This is a genomic window from Nocardioides humi, assembly GCF_006494775.1.
GTDB classification, from domain to species: domain Bacteria; phylum Actinomycetota; class Actinomycetes; order Propionibacteriales; family Nocardioidaceae; genus Nocardioides; species Nocardioides humi.
In genome coordinates this window covers 2953429-2967081 of record NZ_CP041146.1, presented here as the reverse complement: position 1 = coordinate 2967081, position 13653 = coordinate 2953429, and the positions used below count along the sequence as shown (strand labels likewise).

At 72.2% G+C, this 13653-nt stretch carries 17 protein-coding genes; 8 read left to right on the top strand and 9 right to left on the bottom strand.

Features of this window, described 5'->3' with window-relative positions; genetic code table 11:
- Window positions 1-2: 2 nt before the first annotated feature.
- Window positions 3-806: an SDR family NAD(P)-dependent oxidoreductase gene (locus tag FIV44_RS14515; protein WP_141005054.1), complete on the bottom strand. Its 804-nt coding sequence runs from the start codon at window positions 804-806 to the stop codon at window positions 3-5.
- Between the two features lie 141 nt (window positions 807-947).
- On the opposite strand from FIV44_RS14515, the gene FIV44_RS14510 reads away from it, so the two are divergent.
- Window positions 948-1565, top strand: coding sequence for a TetR/AcrR family transcriptional regulator (locus tag FIV44_RS14510; protein ID WP_141005053.1), 618 nt, complete (start codon window positions 948-950; stop codon window positions 1563-1565).
- Here the strand turns inward: FIV44_RS14510 and FIV44_RS30540 are convergent, their stop codons facing one another.
- Genes FIV44_RS30540 through FIV44_RS14495 form a run of 4 tightly spaced genes read right to left on the bottom strand, consistent with a single transcriptional unit; the run spans window position 1566 to window position 4000 of the window.
- Complete coding sequence (locus FIV44_RS30540; protein ID WP_181411185.1) at window positions 1566-2114, bottom strand: DUF4241 domain-containing protein; 549 nt, start codon at window positions 2112-2114, stop codon at window positions 1566-1568.
- Entirely contained in the window at window positions 2039-2485 is a 447-nt protein-coding gene (locus FIV44_RS30535) for a hypothetical protein (protein WP_181411184.1), read from the bottom strand. The genes FIV44_RS30540 and FIV44_RS30535 overlap by 76 nt, the downstream gene beginning before the upstream one ends.
- A gap of 22 nt (window positions 2486-2507) precedes the next feature.
- Entirely contained in the window at window positions 2508-3392 is an 885-nt protein-coding gene (locus FIV44_RS14500) for an RNA polymerase sigma-70 factor (protein WP_141005051.1), read from the bottom strand.
- The gene (locus FIV44_RS14495; RefSeq protein WP_141005050.1) at window positions 3389-4000 is read right to left on the bottom strand and encodes a carboxymuconolactone decarboxylase family protein; all 612 of its coding nucleotides are present in this window, start codon (window positions 3998-4000) and stop codon (window positions 3389-3391) included. The genes FIV44_RS14500 and FIV44_RS14495 overlap by 4 nt, the downstream gene beginning before the upstream one ends.
- Here FIV44_RS14495 and FIV44_RS14490 point away from each other — a divergent pair.
- A complete protein-coding gene (locus FIV44_RS14490) occupies window positions 3978-5429 on the top strand; it encodes an HNH endonuclease signature motif containing protein (RefSeq protein ID WP_181411183.1) in 1452 nt (483 codons plus the stop codon). The genes FIV44_RS14495 and FIV44_RS14490 overlap by 23 nt on opposite strands.
- A gap of 61 nt (window positions 5430-5490) precedes the next feature.
- Here the strand turns inward: FIV44_RS14490 and FIV44_RS14485 are convergent, their stop codons facing one another.
- The gene (locus tag FIV44_RS14485; protein ID WP_141005048.1) at window positions 5491-6288 is read right to left on the bottom strand and encodes a helix-hairpin-helix domain-containing protein; all 798 of its coding nucleotides are present in this window, start codon (window positions 6286-6288) and stop codon (window positions 5491-5493) included.
- Window positions 6289-6343: 55 nt separating this feature from the next.
- Here FIV44_RS14485 and FIV44_RS14480 point away from each other — a divergent pair, with 55 nt between their 5' ends.
- From FIV44_RS14480 to FIV44_RS14470, 3 genes are read left to right on the top strand one after another with little or no spacing between them, the layout of a single operon-like run.
- Window positions 6344-6727, top strand: coding sequence for an ArsR/SmtB family transcription factor (locus tag FIV44_RS14480; protein ID WP_425465164.1), 384 nt, complete (start codon window positions 6344-6346; stop codon window positions 6725-6727).
- Window positions 6727-7353: a cation efflux transmembrane domain-containing protein gene (locus FIV44_RS14475; protein WP_141005047.1), complete on the top strand. Its 627-nt coding sequence runs from the start codon at window positions 6727-6729 to the stop codon at window positions 7351-7353. The genes FIV44_RS14480 and FIV44_RS14475 overlap by 1 nt, the downstream gene beginning before the upstream one ends.
- 22 nt (window positions 7354-7375) lie before the next feature.
- On the top strand, window positions 7376-8317 hold the full coding sequence (locus FIV44_RS14470; RefSeq protein WP_141005046.1) for a cation diffusion facilitator family transporter: 942 nt from the start codon (window positions 7376-7378) through the stop codon (window positions 8315-8317).
- Here FIV44_RS14470 and leuE read toward each other — a convergent pair.
- On the bottom strand, window positions 8307-8978 hold the full coding sequence (leuE, locus tag FIV44_RS14465; protein ID WP_141005045.1) for a leucine efflux protein LeuE: 672 nt from the start codon (window positions 8976-8978) through the stop codon (window positions 8307-8309). The two genes, FIV44_RS14470 and leuE, sit on opposite strands and share 11 nt — an antisense overlap.
- A gap of 66 nt (window positions 8979-9044) precedes the next feature.
- Here leuE and FIV44_RS14460 point away from each other — a divergent pair, with 66 nt between their 5' ends.
- Window positions 9045-9644 (top strand): dihydrofolate reductase family protein, encoded by a 600-nt coding sequence (locus tag FIV44_RS14460; RefSeq protein WP_141005044.1) that lies wholly within the window; start codon window positions 9045-9047, stop codon window positions 9642-9644.
- A gap of 101 nt (window positions 9645-9745) precedes the next feature.
- Here the strand turns inward: FIV44_RS14460 and FIV44_RS14455 are convergent, their stop codons facing one another.
- Both FIV44_RS14455 and FIV44_RS14450 read right to left on the bottom strand, forming a co-directional pair.
- A complete protein-coding gene (locus FIV44_RS14455) occupies window positions 9746-10468 on the bottom strand; it encodes a cache domain-containing protein (RefSeq protein ID WP_141005043.1) in 723 nt (240 codons plus the stop codon).
- On the bottom strand, window positions 10465-11211 hold the full coding sequence (locus FIV44_RS14450; RefSeq protein WP_219996453.1) for a FadR/GntR family transcriptional regulator: 747 nt from the start codon (window positions 11209-11211) through the stop codon (window positions 10465-10467). The genes FIV44_RS14455 and FIV44_RS14450 overlap by 4 nt, the downstream gene beginning before the upstream one ends.
- A gap of 119 nt (window positions 11212-11330) precedes the next feature.
- Here FIV44_RS14450 and FIV44_RS14445 point away from each other — a divergent pair, with 119 nt between their 5' ends.
- Together FIV44_RS14445 and FIV44_RS14440 are read left to right on the top strand one after the other, a co-directional pair.
- On the top strand, window positions 11331-12407 hold the full coding sequence (locus FIV44_RS14445; protein WP_141005042.1) for an ABC transporter ATP-binding protein: 1077 nt from the start codon (window positions 11331-11333) through the stop codon (window positions 12405-12407).
- A gap of 64 nt (window positions 12408-12471) precedes the next feature.
- Window positions 12472-13653 (top strand): extracellular solute-binding protein, encoded by a 1182-nt coding sequence (locus FIV44_RS14440; RefSeq protein ID WP_141005041.1) that lies wholly within the window; start codon window positions 12472-12474, stop codon window positions 13651-13653.

Below are 13653 nucleotides of genomic sequence, written 5' to 3'. Positions count from 1 at the left end.
GCTCACATCCCCATCCCGCCGTCGACCGGCAGGCCGACGCCGTTGACGAATCTCGACCGGTCGGAGGCGAGGAAGACGACCGCGTCCGCGATCTCGTCCTCGGTGGCCAGCCGGCCTGACGGGGTCAGCGCGACCACGCCGGCGACCGCCTCCTCCGGCGACGGGAACAGGCCGAGCGCGGTCATCTCATTGGCCAGCCCGGCACCCATCTCGTTGGGGACCAGCCCGGGGTAGACGCAGTTGACCCGGACGCCGAGCCCGAGCTTGCCGCTCTCCATCGCGGCGATCCGGGTGATCCGGTCGACGGCCGACTTGGACGCGGAGTACGCCGACAGCGCGGGGAAGGCGATCGTCGCCGCGACCGAGGCGATGTTGATCACCACGCCGCCCTTCCCGGCCGCGCCGCCCGGGCCCATCGCGCGGAAGGAGTGCTTGATGCCCAGGGAGGTACCGACCACGTTGACGTCGAAGATGCGGCGTACGACGTCGGGATCGAGGTCGACGAAGAGGCCGGCGATCTCGATGCCGGCGTTGTTGACCAGGATGTCGAGCCCGCCGGTCTCCCGGACGGCCTGCGCCACGGCGGCCTCCCACGAGGCGTCGTCGGTGACGTCGAGGTGGACGAAGGTGCCGCCGATCGCGTCCGCGACGGTCTTCCCCTTGTCGTCCTGCAGGTCGGCGACCACGACGGTGGCGCCGGCGGCGGTGAGGTACTCGGCGAACTTCCTGCCCAGGCCCTGGGCGCCGCCGGTCACCAGCGCGGTGCGGCCGGTCAGCTCGGTGGTGCTCGTCTCGGGGACTGTCATGGGAGCGACTCCTTCGTCGGTGAGTGATGCAGGACACACAACTCCGGTCTCTTGACGACTGTCAAGACTTCTCTTGACAATTGCCCAGAAAAGTCTGGTCACCTGTCAAGGAGCGCCGGAGGTCCGGTAGTGTCGCCCGACATGACGACTGCCACGGCTCGTCGTACGCCTGCCGACAAGCACGACGAGCGCCGCCGTGCGCTGGCCGACTCCGCGCTGCGGACCCTCGGCGAGCTCGGCTACGCCCGCGCCAGCCTGCGCGAGATCGCCAACAACTCGGAGTTCTCCCACGGCGTCGTCCACTACTACTTCCACGACAAGCTCGAGCTGATCGTCTACTGCGTGCGGCAGTACAAGGCGACCTGCGTGCACCGGTACGACGGTGTGGTCGCCGACGCGACGACCGCCGACGGGCTGGTCGCGGCGTTCGCCGACAAGCTGGTCGAGACCATCGTCGAGGAAGCCCCGATGCACCGGCTCTGGTACGACCTGCGCTCGCAGAGCATGTTCGAGGTGAGCCTGCGCGAGGCGGTGCTCCAGATCGACCAGACCCTGGAGGACATGGTCTGGCGGGTGGTCAGCACGTACGCCGACCTCGCGGGCGCCGCGCCCGCGATGACCCCCCACGTCGCCTACGGCCTGCTCGACGGGCTCTTCCAGCAGGCGCTGCTGGGCTACCTGTGCGAGCGCGAGGGCGTGCTCGACGACCTGCGTGCGCAGGTCCACGACCTGATGCCGGTGCTGCTCCGGCCCGCCTGATCAGACGTGGCGCAGGACGCCGTCCTGCTCGGTGACCAGCACCAGGAAGTCGACGACCAGCTGCGCGATCGCGCCGGTCGCGTCCACGCCCCAGAACGCCGGGTAGGCGCCGTCGCCCCAGCCCGAGTCCGCGACCACCCCGACGGCGTGCTCGCCGCCGAAGGTCAGCGGCAGCACCGCCGGTCGATCGGTGGTGCGGGCGAGGACGTCCGTCACCCGCTCCTTCTCGCGTCGCGACACCGCGGCGTACGACGGGTAGTCGGCCACGCACAGGTTGCCGGCGTCGACCCCGAAGACGTGCCCGTGCACGGTGCCGGCGGGGTGCCAGGCCACCGGCTCGGCGGGCGAGAGGAGCACGCGCAGCGCGGTGTTGCGGCCGTAGGCAGTGCCGACCTGGACCGGATAGGTGCCGGGGGCGACCCGGCGCGCGAGCGGGAGCGCGTCGTCGTTGTCGTAGCCGAGGTCGACGACCGTCAGCACGCCGCTGTCCGAGACCAGCGAGCCGGCGCCGCGCACCTCGACCGTGCCCGGCCGGCCGTCGACGACCACCTCGCGGGGCCGGAACGACGCAGCCGGGTCCAGCCGATCAGCCAGTCGCCGCCGACCCGCACCAGCTCGTACTCCCGGACGCTCTCGAGCACGTCGTCCACGACCGTGCGGACCCTGCCGGCGTCGCCGTCCGTCTCGACCCGGGCGACCTCCTCGCCGCCGGGCCGGAAGGTGGCCGGCCGGGCGAAGCTGTTCTCGATCCGGAAGTCCGTCCCCGGCGCGAGGTGGCGCTGCTCCACCTCCGCCAGCGCCGGCAGCCACCGGTCGAAGCCGTCGACCGCCTGCTGCTCGAAGAGCGGCGCCACCACCTCCCACTGCGCGAAGTAGTCCGCCAGGAACGCCTCGATCCGAGCCTCGGGGGTGGCCGCCATGCGGCCACCTTAGAGTTCCCGCTCAGCGGTCGCGACTGAGCGCGGCCACCGCGTCGAGCGCGGTCAGCTTGGCCGGGTTCCGGATGGCCAGGATCCGGGTGATCCGGCCGCCCTCGACCACCAGGCTGACCGCGGTGAGCTCGCCGTCGGCGTCGATCCGGGCGCCGGGGGAGCCGTTGAGCCACACCGGCTCGATGACGCTGTTCGGCGCGAAGGCGGCGAACTGCGCCAGCAGCCGGGCCACCGGCTCGGCGCCGCGCAGCGGCTTGCGGATGGCCTGGGCCACGCCGCCGCCGTCGGCCAGCATCACGACGTCGGGGGCGAGGGCGTCGAGCAGGCCCTGGAGGTCGCCGGTCTGCACGGCGGCGAGGAAGCGCCCGACGACCGCCTGCTGCTCGCCCCGGTCGACGTCGACCCGCGGCCGCCGGGCGGCCACGTGGTTGCGGGCGCGGGTCGCGATCTGCCGCACCGCGGCCGGCGACTTGCCGACGGCGGCCGCGATCTCGTCGTACGGCGTCTCGAACACCTCGCGCAGCACGAACACCGCCCGCTCGGTCGGCCCCAGCGTCTCCAGCACCGTCAGCAGCGCCATCGACACGCTCTCGGCGAGCTCGACGTCCTCGGCCACGTCGGGCGCGGTCAGCAGCGGCTCGGGCAGCCACTCGCCGACGTAGTCCTCGCGGCGACGGGCCAGCGTGCGCAGCCGGTTGAGGGACTGGCGGGTGACGATGCGGACCAGGTAGGCGCGCGGGTCGTGCACCTGCGCCTGGTCCACGTCGGCCCACCGCAGCCAGGTCTCCTGCACCACGTCCTCGGCGTCGGCCGCGGAGCCGAGCATCTCGTAGGCGACGGTGAAGAGCAGGTTGCGGTGGGCGACGAACGGGTCGGCGTCGTCCCGAGAGGTCATGAACCCGAGGGTACGGCGGCCGACGGACCCGGCTGCGCCAACGGCTTCATCCCGCAGGCCGTCGCGAAGCCCTCCGACTCGATGCCCAGCGCCACGTTGCTGCGGGTGGTCAGGTTGGCGAAGCCGATCGTGCTGGTGAGCTCCAGCAGGCCGGCCGGGCCGAGCGCGGCGAGCAGCGGCTCGACCATCTCGTCGGTCACCGTCGGGGGCGTCTGGCTGGCCGCCTCGGCGTACTCCAGCACCTGCCGCTCGAGAGGGGAGAACACCTCCGAGTCGCGCCAGCGCGGGACCTCGCGGGCCTTGTCCTCGTCGAGGCCCTTGTCGCGGGACAGGAAGTAGTTGAAGTCCAGGCACCACGAGCAGCCGATGAGCGAGGCGACGGCCATGTGCGCGTAGGTCTTGAGGGTCTCGTCGCACTCGTCCCACTTCTGGACCTTCTGGCCGTAGGCCATGCTCGCCTTGAGCGCCGGCAGGTGGTGCCACATCACGCCGAGCGACTCCGGCACGCGGCCGAACATCCGGCCGGCGAACTTCTTGACCAGGGCGCCGTAGAGGCCCGTGATCGGCGCGGCGGGGATGCGGGCGGTGCTGGTCGGGCTGGTGGTCATGTCTCCTCCTCGGATCGGTCATCGTCGGCATGGAGACACCGGCGGTACGCCGTCTGTGACAGGCGGGCATCACGCGGGCATCCACGCGGGCATCCACAGGAAGGCACGTCGTTCGAACATTTGTTCGAGTCCCGTGGTAGGATTCGACGTACGTCGACCACTCGGGAAGGTCCGGATCATGAGCCTGGCTCCGCTTGTTCAGCAGCCGTTGCTGGCGGCGGTGGAGACATGTCGCGAGGCGCTGGCCGAGGTGGCTGACGCCCAGCCGTTGTACCTGTCGACGCCCGAGAAGGAGCAACTCCTGCTCCAGGCGACCGCGTTGGTGGCGCAGGTCGAAGAGTTGCGGTTGCGGACCCTGGCCGACGCCGGTGACATCGCCGTCGTGCACGGTGCCCGGGACGCGGCGGCGTGGCTCGCTCACGCTGCCCACCTCGACCCCGCGCCGGCCCGTGCGGACCTCCACCTGGCCCACGGGCTCGAGGCCCGGCCACGGGTGGCGCAGGCGATGCGAGCTGGGCAGGTGACCTCGACACAGGCCAGGGTGATCACCCAGGCCATCGACGACCTACCTGACCGGCTCGGACCCGAACTGTGTGCCAACGCCGAGGCGCGGCTCGTGGAGTACGCCGCCGAGTTCGCCCCCATCGAGCTGCGGCGTCTGGGACGGCGGATCCTCGACGTCCTGGCTCCCGAGATCGCCGAAGCCGAAGAAGCGAAACGTCTCGAAGCCGAAGAGGCAGCGGCACGCGAGAAGGCTTCGTTGAAGTTCCGCGACCTCGGCGACGGCTCCTCCCGCATCACCGGGATCCTGCCCACCACCTGCGTGGAGCGACTCAAGACCTACCTCGACGCCCACACCAACCCCCGGCGCCCACCCGAGATGGGTGAGAACCCGGATCTCGCACGTATCCCGTTCAACCGGCGTCGCGCCCGGGCGTTCATGGACCTGCTGGAGCTGATCGACCCCGAGCGCCTCCCTGTCCACGGGGGTGATGCCACCGCCGTCGTGGTCACCATCAGCATCGACCAGCTCCGCACCGACCTCGCCACCGCCGGGATCCTCGCCGGTGAAGGCGAGCAGTCGATCTCCGCGACCGAGGCCCGCCGGTTGGCCTGCCAGGCCCGGATCCTGCCCGCCGTCCTCGACCGACACGGCCGCGTGCTCGATCTGGGGCGGTCGGCCCGGTTGTTCCAGCCCGCTCAACGTGCTGCGATCCGACTGCGCGACCACACCTGTCGCGGTGAGGGTTGCACGATCCCCGCCCGCTGGTGCCACCTCCACCACGAAGACCCCTGGTCAAACGGAGGATCGACCGACCTCGACCACGCGGTCACCCTGTGCGCGCACCATCACCAACGGATCCACGACCACCACTACACCCACGACCGCCTCCCCAACGGAGACATCCGCTTCCACCGACGCACGTAGGTTGCGCGGCCTTCGCGAGCGCCGAGCCCACCTCATGTTCTCTCCTCCCCGCCTGGATGCGTCAGTCTTGGGGCCGGTAATCCAGCCCGAGCTCGGCCATCGCGCCCTCCAGCCGGTCGAGCGCGATCGGGCCGACCCCGTGCAGCGCCGCGAGGTCGGCCCGGCGCCAGCCGCTGACCGCCTCCACGGTGTGGACGTCGACCTCCCGCAGGGCCCGGGTGGCGGGGGCGCCGATGGTGCGCGGCAACGGGGTCCCGGCACGACGAGGGGCGCGCTCGCGCGGGCCGTCCTCGTGGTCCAGCACGGCCTCGCCGCGCGGGGAGAGCCGGTACCCGATCGCCAGCGACTCGGTCAGCCCACGCTCCTTGAGCTTGCGCACGTCCTTCTTGAAGTCGGGCGTCTCACGGCCGAGCTCGGCGGCCAGGTCGGGAGCCCGCACCTCCGGGTTGCGGTCGATGATCCGCAGCGTGGTGCGGGTCCACGGTCCGACGGGGGAGGCGGCGTCGAGCCGGTCGAGGCCCGCGAGGACCGTCGCGATCTCCTCCGCGTCGGGGATCGCCGCGCGCAGCGCCTCGCGGGGGTCGGCGCCGCCGTACCTCAGGCCGACGCGGAACACCGGCCGGTCCGGCCGCGCCGACAGCGCCTCCCGGAGCGCGGTCAGCGATGCGGCGCCCGCGCGGCGGGCGTCGTCGACGCGCAGCCGGGAGGGCGCGACCTCCTCGACGCTGACCACCTCGACCACCCCGACGGCCGTGCGCAGCCGGGTCCCGACCTTCACCCGCGGCCGGTCCCAGCGGCGGAACGCCAGGTCGACGGTGCCGGCGCGGACGCCGTCCAGCTCGGCCGGTCGCATCATCACAGGGGCGAGCATAGGACCCTTGACTTCCTTCGCCTGATCGTGATGACATCGCCACATGGCGATGAATGAGGTGCTGGAGGCGGACGCCCCCTCGGAGGTCGACGCGCTCGTCGCGGCGGCGTGCCTGCTGCACGGCCTGAGCGACCCCAACCGGCTGGCGATCCTGCAGCACCTCGCCCTCGGCGAGCACCGGGTCGTCGACCTCACCGCCCACCTCGGGCTCGCGCAGTCGACGGTCTCCAAGCACCTCGCCTGCCTGCGCGACTGCGGGCTCGTGGTGTCGCGGCCCAGCGGCCGCGCGTCGGTGATCTCCCTGGCCCATCCCGAGCTGACCCGCGACATCCTGCGCGCGGCCGAGCGGCTGCTGGAGGCGACCGGCGAGGCCGCCGTGCTGTGCGAGAACTTCGGCCCGGCCGCCCTGCACACCCTGGACGACTGATGTCCGTCGACCTGACCCTCGGGTCCGCGCCGCGCCCGCTCCTCGCCCGCCGAGCCCGGCTGCTGGCCGCGGCCTCAGTGGCCTACAACGTCGTCGAGGCGGTGATCGCGGTCAGCGCGGGGCTCGTCGCGGGCTCGGTCGCGCTGGTCGGGTTCGGCCTCGACTCGGTGGTCGAGGTGTCGAGCGGGCTGGTCGTGCTGTGGCAGTTCCGGCACCCGCTGCCGGAGTCCCGCGAGCGGACGGCGCTGCGGCTGATGGCCGTCTCCTTCCTCGCGCTGGCGGCGTACGTCGGCGTCGGGTCCGCCCGCGCGCTGCTCGGCGGGCACGAGCCGGACGCGTCCACGGTCGGCATCGTGCTCGCGGCGGTCTCGCTCGCGGTGATGCCGTTCCTGTCGTGGGCGCAGCGCCGGACCGGCCGCGCGCTCGGCTCCAACGCCGTCGTCGCCGACGGCACCCAGACCCTGCTCTGCACCTGGCTGTCCGCCGCGCTGCTGGCCGGGCTGCTGCTCAACGCGCTGCTCGGCTGGAGCTGGGCCGACCCGGTGGCCGGCCTGGTGATCGCGGCGGTCGCGGTGCGCGAGGGTGTCGAGGCGTGGCGCGGCAAGGGCTGCTGCGGCAGCTGCTGAACCGGATCGGAGAGGAGACGTCGTGGGCGTCGGACACGGGCACGGCCACGCGGGTGGTGGCACCGGCGGGGCGACCGGCCATGCGGGCGCACGCCACCGCTGGCGGCTGGCGGTCGCCTTCGGGCTGATCGCGTCGTTCTTCGTGGTCGAGCTGGTCGTCGGCCTGATCAGCGGCTCGCTCGCCCTGATCTCCGACGCCGGCCACATGGCGGCCGACGTCGTCACGCTCGGCGCCGCGCTCGTCGCGACCAAGATCGCGACCCGCGCGGACAGCACCGGGCGGCGTACCTACGGCTCCTACCGCGCCGAGGTGTTCGCCTCCGGCCTCGCGGTGCTGATGATGCTGGGCGTTGCGGCGTACGTCGTGGTCGAGGCCGTCGGACGGATCGGCCGGGGCGGCTCGGGACCCGACATCGAGACCGGCCCGATGCTCGTGGTGGGCTTCCTCGGCCTCGTCGTCAACGTGATCGCGCTGCTCCTGCTGCGCGCGGGCTCGCAGGACTCGCTCAACGTGAAGGGCGCCTACCTCGAGGTCGTCGCCGACACCGCCGGCAGCGTGGGCGTGATGGCGGCCGGGATCCTGATCGTGGTCACCGGCGACGGCGTCTGGGACACGGTCGTCGCGTTCCTCATCGGCGCCTTCGTCGCGGTTCGCGCCGTCATGCTGGGCCGCGAGGTGCTCGCCGTGCTCGGCCAGCACGTGCCTGCCGGCGTCGACATCGACACCGTCGCCGGTGCGCTCGGCGAGATCGAGGGCGTGTGCGACGTCCACGACCTGCACGCCTGGACGCTCACCTCCGGCATGCACGTCGCCACCGCCCACCTCGTGCTCGTCGAGGGCGCCGACGGGGCCGGTGTACTGCGGGACGGTCAGGTGCTGCTGCGCGAGCGGTTCCAGATCGAGCACGCCACGCTGCAGGTCGAGGGCCACCGCTCGGCGGCCTGCGACGCCGTCACGTGGTAGCGAACGACAGCTTCACCGCGAAGCCCAGGAACACCGCGCCGACCGCCGAGGTCGCGCCGGCCGAGAGCGCCCGGCGCCGCCGGAACGCCGCGGCCAGGCGGGTGCCGAAGAAGATCAGCGCGCTCAGGTAGGCGACGCTGGCGATCTGCGCGAGGGTGCCGAGCACGACGAACGACAGCGCCGGGTGGGCGTAGGCCGGGTCGACGAACTGCACGAAGAAGGCGACGAAGAACAGGATCGCCTTCGGGTTCAGCAGGCTGATCACCAGCGCCCGCCGGTAGGGCCGCTCGGCGGTCTGGGCCGGTGCCGGCGCCGCCGCGTCGGCCGCGTCCGCCGCCACCTCGGCGACGGTACGCCGCGAGCGCCACATCCCCACCGCCGCCCGCAGCATCGTGAAGGCCAGCCAGCCGAGATAGGTCGCGCCCGCGAACTTCACGATCCCGAACGCCACGTCGTTGGTCTTGAGCAGCGACGCGACCCCGGCGGCGGACAGCGTCATGAGCACCGCGTCGCCCGTCCACACGCCCGCCGCGGCGGCGTACCCGTCCCGGACCCCGCGCCGCGCCGCCGCCGAGAGGACGTACAGCGAGTTGGGGCCGGGCAGCAGGATGATGAGGACCAGGCCGACGAGGTACGTCGACAGGTCGGTGATGCCCAGCACGCCGCGATTCTCGCACGGCATCGCGGCCGGCGATGAGTTCGCGCGGCCCCGCCGGTCTGCCCGTCCATGGGCATCGTGACCGCTGACATCTCCACCACCCTCGACGGCTTCGGAGCCGGGACGGAGCAGAGCTTCGAGCGGCCGTTCGGCACGTTCGACAACGGACCCCTGCACACCTGGATGTTCGAGCACGGCGACGAGAACCGCGACGAGGTCGCCGCCATCGTCGCGGCCGGCGCGTTCGTGATGGGCCGCAACATGTTCGTGCCCGGCGAGGGCCCCTGGGACCCGGACTGGCGCGGGTGGTGGGGCGAGGACCCGCCGTACCACGCGCCGGTGTTCGTCCTCACCCACCACGGCCGCGAGCCGCTGGAGATGGACGGCGGCACCACCTTCCACTTCGTCACCGACGGCCTCGAGTCGGCCGTGGCCCAGGCCCGGGCCGCGGCCGGCGACGCGGACGTCGCCGTCGCCGGCGGCGCCACCACCATCAACGCCTGCCTCGCCGCCGGCCTGCTCGACGAGCTCCGCCTCCACGTCGTCCCGTTCGCCTCCGGGCTCACCGAGGGGTCCCGGATGTTCGCGGACGTGCCTGCGCTGGGGCTCGTGCCCGCCGGTGTGCGGCAGACGCCGCATGTCACCCACCTGACGTACCGGCGGCCCTAATGTCCTGACGGGACACTAGCGAGGCCTGGAGGTTGCGCCCTGGCTCGGGGCGCTGCTCCGTGAGCTGGGTGCTCGACGAGGAAGCCGGCTGACCCGGCCGATCAGGCCAGCGGCACCACCGCGAGCGGGAGGTCGCCGACCCGCTGGTCGTCCGGCAGGACGTCGAACGCGACACCGTCGAGCAGGTCGCCGCACAGGTGCCGGCCGCTGTTGCTCGACAGGATCCGGCCGAAGTTGTTGACGACCGCCACCCCGGAGCCGCAGGCGCGCAGCGACGGGAGCAGCGCCTGCTCGGCGTTCTTGACGGCGATGTCGGCGCCGGCGACGCCGCGGAAGTCGCCGCCGACGAGGACGGGCACGGTGAAGGTGAGGGTGTACTCCTCGGTGCACAGGTAGTCGACGTACGGCCCGGTGACGTGGCGGCCACCGGTCTCGCGGGGGACGACGAACCACGGCAGGTGCTCGTAGTCGTAGAACCCGATCGCCTGCGGCTCGGAGTGGGTGACCAGGCGCTGAGGGCGGCCGTCGGTGTCGCAGGCGAACCACTCCAGCCACCACTCGGCGTCCCGGAGGACGCCCGGCGCGGCGACGAAGCCGGCGCCCTGCACGGGCTGGCTCCGGTCGCCGAGCACGGGCACGACGAGCGGCTCCACCGGCCCGAGATCGGTACGACGAGGCGCGGCGCGGTCGGCGAGCGCCCGGGCCACGGCGCCGGCGATCCGGTCGGCGAGGCCGAAGGCGTGGTCGGCGAGCTCGGCCACGGCGGCATGGACGGCAGCGGTGTCGGCGGGGGAGAGGCGGACCGTGTGGTTCGAGGGCTTCATCGGTGGACCTCGCTGAGCTGGTAGTCGATGAGGCGGGCGGTGGAGTCGGCCACCCGCTGCTCGGCCGCCTCGCGGGCGGCGTGGGGATCGCGGTCGGCGATCGCGGCGACGACGGCCCGGCAGCTGCGGACCATCTGGGCGTGGCTGTCGTCGTCGCCGAAGGCGAGCCACAGCAGGGTCCCGAACTCGGCCTGGAGGCTGACCTCCTCGTGGTAGAGCCGGGGGGACTGGGCGGCGGCGGCCACCTCGATGTGGAACTGGGCGTCGGCCCGCCGCCGGGCGTCGGGGGTCTCGGCGTGCTCGAGCGCGTCGGCGACCCGCTGCAGCCGGTCGACGTCGTCGGGGCTGGAGCGGCGGGCGGCCAGCGCCGCGCTCGCGCCGCAGATGGCGGCGTACACGTCGCCGAGGTCGCGCAGCTCGCCCAGGCTGAACCCGTCGAGCCGGCGCCGGGCGAGGTGGCTGATGCCGTCCTCGGGGGTCCGCACGAAGCTGCCGCCGCCGCGCCCGCGCCGGGTCTCGATCAGCCCTTCGGAGCGCAGCACCGACAGTGCCTCGCGCACGGTGACCGTGGAGACGCCGAAGATCCCGGCCAGGTCGAGCTCGCCGGGGAGCTGCTCGGCGTCGGGGAGCAGGCCGAGCGCGATCGCGTCGGTGAGGCGTCGGACGACGAGCTCCGAGCGGCTCAGCGACTCGAGCGGCGAGAACACCGCCGCGGATGCGCGTCCGTAGAACGGCACGGCCACCGTCTTCTCCTCCTGTCACCGCCGCATGACGTGTGGCGGCAATCTTGCCGCATCCCTTGTGCTTTGAACTGTGAAGTCATATGTTAACGCCGATCTGACCGTGACGAAAGGCACATCCGATGTCCCTCTCGACCAGCGCTCCCGCCGACCCGGCCGCCGTCGACCGCACGCCCGCGATCTCCCTCCGCGGCCTGCGCAAGACCTTCGGCGACGTGGTCGCGGTCGACGACGTCGACCTCGACATCGCCGACGGCGAGTTCTTCTCGATGCTCGGCCCGTCGGGCTCGGGCAAGACGACGGTGCTGCGGCTGGTCGCCGGCTTCGAGCAGGCCACGGCCGGCACCGTCCGCCTCGGCGGGGTGGACGTCACCCGCACGGCGCCGTTCGAGCGGGACGTCCACACGGTCTTCCAGGACTACGCCCTGTTCCCGCACATGAGCGTGCTCGACAACGTCGCCTACGGCCTGCGGGTGCGCGGCCTGGGCAAGAAGGCGCGCCGCGACCGCGCACAGCAGGCGCTCGACACGGTCCGCCTCGGGCACCTCGGCGCCCGCCGGCCCACGCAGCTCTCCGGCGGCCAGCGGCAGCGGGTCGCGCTGGCCCGCGCGATCGTGCTCCAGCCTCGGGTGCTGCTCCTCGACGAGCCCCTCGGCGCCCTCGACCTCAAGCTCCGCGAGCAGATGCAGGTCGAGCTCAAGCAGCTCCAGCGCGAGCTCGGCATCACCTTCGTCTTCGTCACCCACGACCAGGAGGAGGCGCTGACCCTCAGCGACCGGATCGCCGTCTTCGACGCCGGCCGCATCCAGCAGCTCGGCACGCCGCGGGAGATCTACGAGAACCCCGCCTCGGCGTACGTCGCCGGGTTCGTCGGCACCACCAACCTCTTCGACGCCGCGACCTCCCAGCGGATCCTCGGCGTCGCCGGCGAGCACGCGGTCCGCCCCGAGCGGCTCCGGCTCGCGCCCGCCGGCGCGTCCACCGACCCCCGCGCCGACGAGATCCGGCTCGACGCGGTCGTCGTCGAGACGATCTACCTCGGCACCGGCAACCGCGTCCACCTGCGGACCTCCGACGGCGTCGAGCTGGTCGCGCTCGAGCAGTCGACGGGCTCGCTCGACGACCCCGAGCACCGCGGCGACGACGTCACCGTGCGGTTCGCGCGCGCGGACGTCGTCCCCCTCTCGACCGGCTCCTGACCCCCGACTCTCCCTGCGCCCCCACCCCACTGCTCCCGCACCAGCAACCAACGAGGAGACACCGATGAAAACCACCCTCCAGCGCGGCCGGGTCGCCCTGGCCTGTCTGTCCCTGCTCTCGGTCTCGGTACTGACCGCGTGCGGTGGCGGCAGCGACGACAAGAAGACCGAGGCCGTCGAGAAGCTCGGCGAGACCGAGGGCAAGGTCTCGATCCTCGCCTGGCCGGGGTACGTCGAGGACGGCAGCAACGACCCGAGCGTCGACTGGGTGTCGGCCTTCGAGAAGGACACCGGCTGCGAGGTGACCAGCAAGGTCTACGGCACCTCCGACGAGGCGCTCAACCTCGCCAAGTCCGGCGAGTACGACGTCATCGCGGCCTCCGGCGACCTCTCGCTGCGCCTCATCGCCTCCGACGAGGCCCAGGCGGTCAACACCGACCTGGTCCCCAACTACGAGCAGGTCTTCGACTTCCTCAAGAACACCGAGTGGAACACCGTCGACGGCGTCAACTACGGCGTCCCGCACGGCTACGGCGCCAACCTGCTGATGTTCAACAAGAAGAGCTTCGCCGAGGCGCCCACGTCGTGGGGCGCGGTCTTCGAGAAGGACCAGCTGGCGGCCAACAAGGGCAAGGTGACGGCGTACGACTCGCCGATCTACATCGCCGACGCCGCGCTGTACCTCATGAAGACCCAGCCCGAGCTGGGCATCGAGAACCCCTACGCGCTCGACGAGGACCAGCTCGCCGCATCGGTGGCGCTGCTCAAGGAGCAGCGCCAGTACGTCGGCGAGTACTGGTCGGACTACCTCAAGGAGGTCCAGGCGTTCGAGACCGGCGACTCGGTCGTCGGCACCACCTGGCAGGTGATCAAGAACAGCATCGAGAACAAGGACGTCGACGTCACCCTGCCCACCGAGGGCGCGACCGCGTGGAACGACACCTGGATGCTCTCCTCGCAGGCCAAGCACCCCAACTGCGCCTACCAGTGGATGGACTACATCCTCAGCCCCGAGGCGAACGCGCAGGCGACCGAGTACTTCGGCGAGGCGCCCAACAGCCCCGAGGCGTGCGCGAAGACGACCGACCCCGACCACTGCGACACCTTCCACGCCGGTGACGAGGCGTACGCCGAGCAGCTGTGGTTCTGGCGCACCCCGATCAAGAAGTGCCTGGACGGCCGGACCGACGTCGAGTGCACCGACTACGCCCAGTGGACCGAGGCGTGGACGGAGATCAAGGGCTGA

Coding starts and splice junctions, on each gene's coding strand:
- FIV44_RS14510 (WP_141005053.1), top strand. CDS start 948: ATGACGACTGCCACGGCTCGTCGTACGCCTGCCGACAAGCACGACGAG.
- FIV44_RS14445 (WP_141005042.1), top strand. CDS start 11,331: ATGTCCCTCTCGACCAGCGCTCCCGCCGACCCGGCCGCCGTCGACCGC.
- FIV44_RS14480 (WP_425465164.1), top strand. CDS start 6,344: ATGGCGATGAATGAGGTGCTGGAGGCGGACGCCCCCTCGGAGGTCGAC.
- FIV44_RS14440 (WP_141005041.1), top strand. CDS start 12,472: ATGAAAACCACCCTCCAGCGCGGCCGGGTCGCCCTGGCCTGTCTGTCC.
- FIV44_RS14515 (WP_141005054.1), bottom strand. CDS start 806: ATGACAGTCCCCGAGACGAGCACCACCGAGCTGACCGGCCGCACCGCG.
- FIV44_RS30535 (WP_181411184.1), bottom strand. CDS start 2,485: ATGGCGGCCACCCCCGAGGCTCGGATCGAGGCGTTCCTGGCGGACTAC.
- FIV44_RS14475 (WP_141005047.1), top strand. CDS start 6,727: ATGTCCGTCGACCTGACCCTCGGGTCCGCGCCGCGCCCGCTCCTCGCC.
- FIV44_RS14455 (WP_141005043.1), bottom strand. CDS start 10,468: ATGAAGCCCTCGAACCACACGGTCCGCCTCTCCCCCGCCGACACCGCT.
- FIV44_RS14500 (WP_141005051.1), bottom strand. CDS start 3,392: ATGACCTCTCGGGACGACGCCGACCCGTTCGTCGCCCACCGCAACCTG.
- FIV44_RS14495 (WP_141005050.1), bottom strand. CDS start 4,000: ATGACCACCAGCCCGACCAGCACCGCCCGCATCCCCGCCGCGCCGATC.
- FIV44_RS14460 (WP_141005044.1), top strand. CDS start 9,045: ATGGGCATCGTGACCGCTGACATCTCCACCACCCTCGACGGCTTCGGA.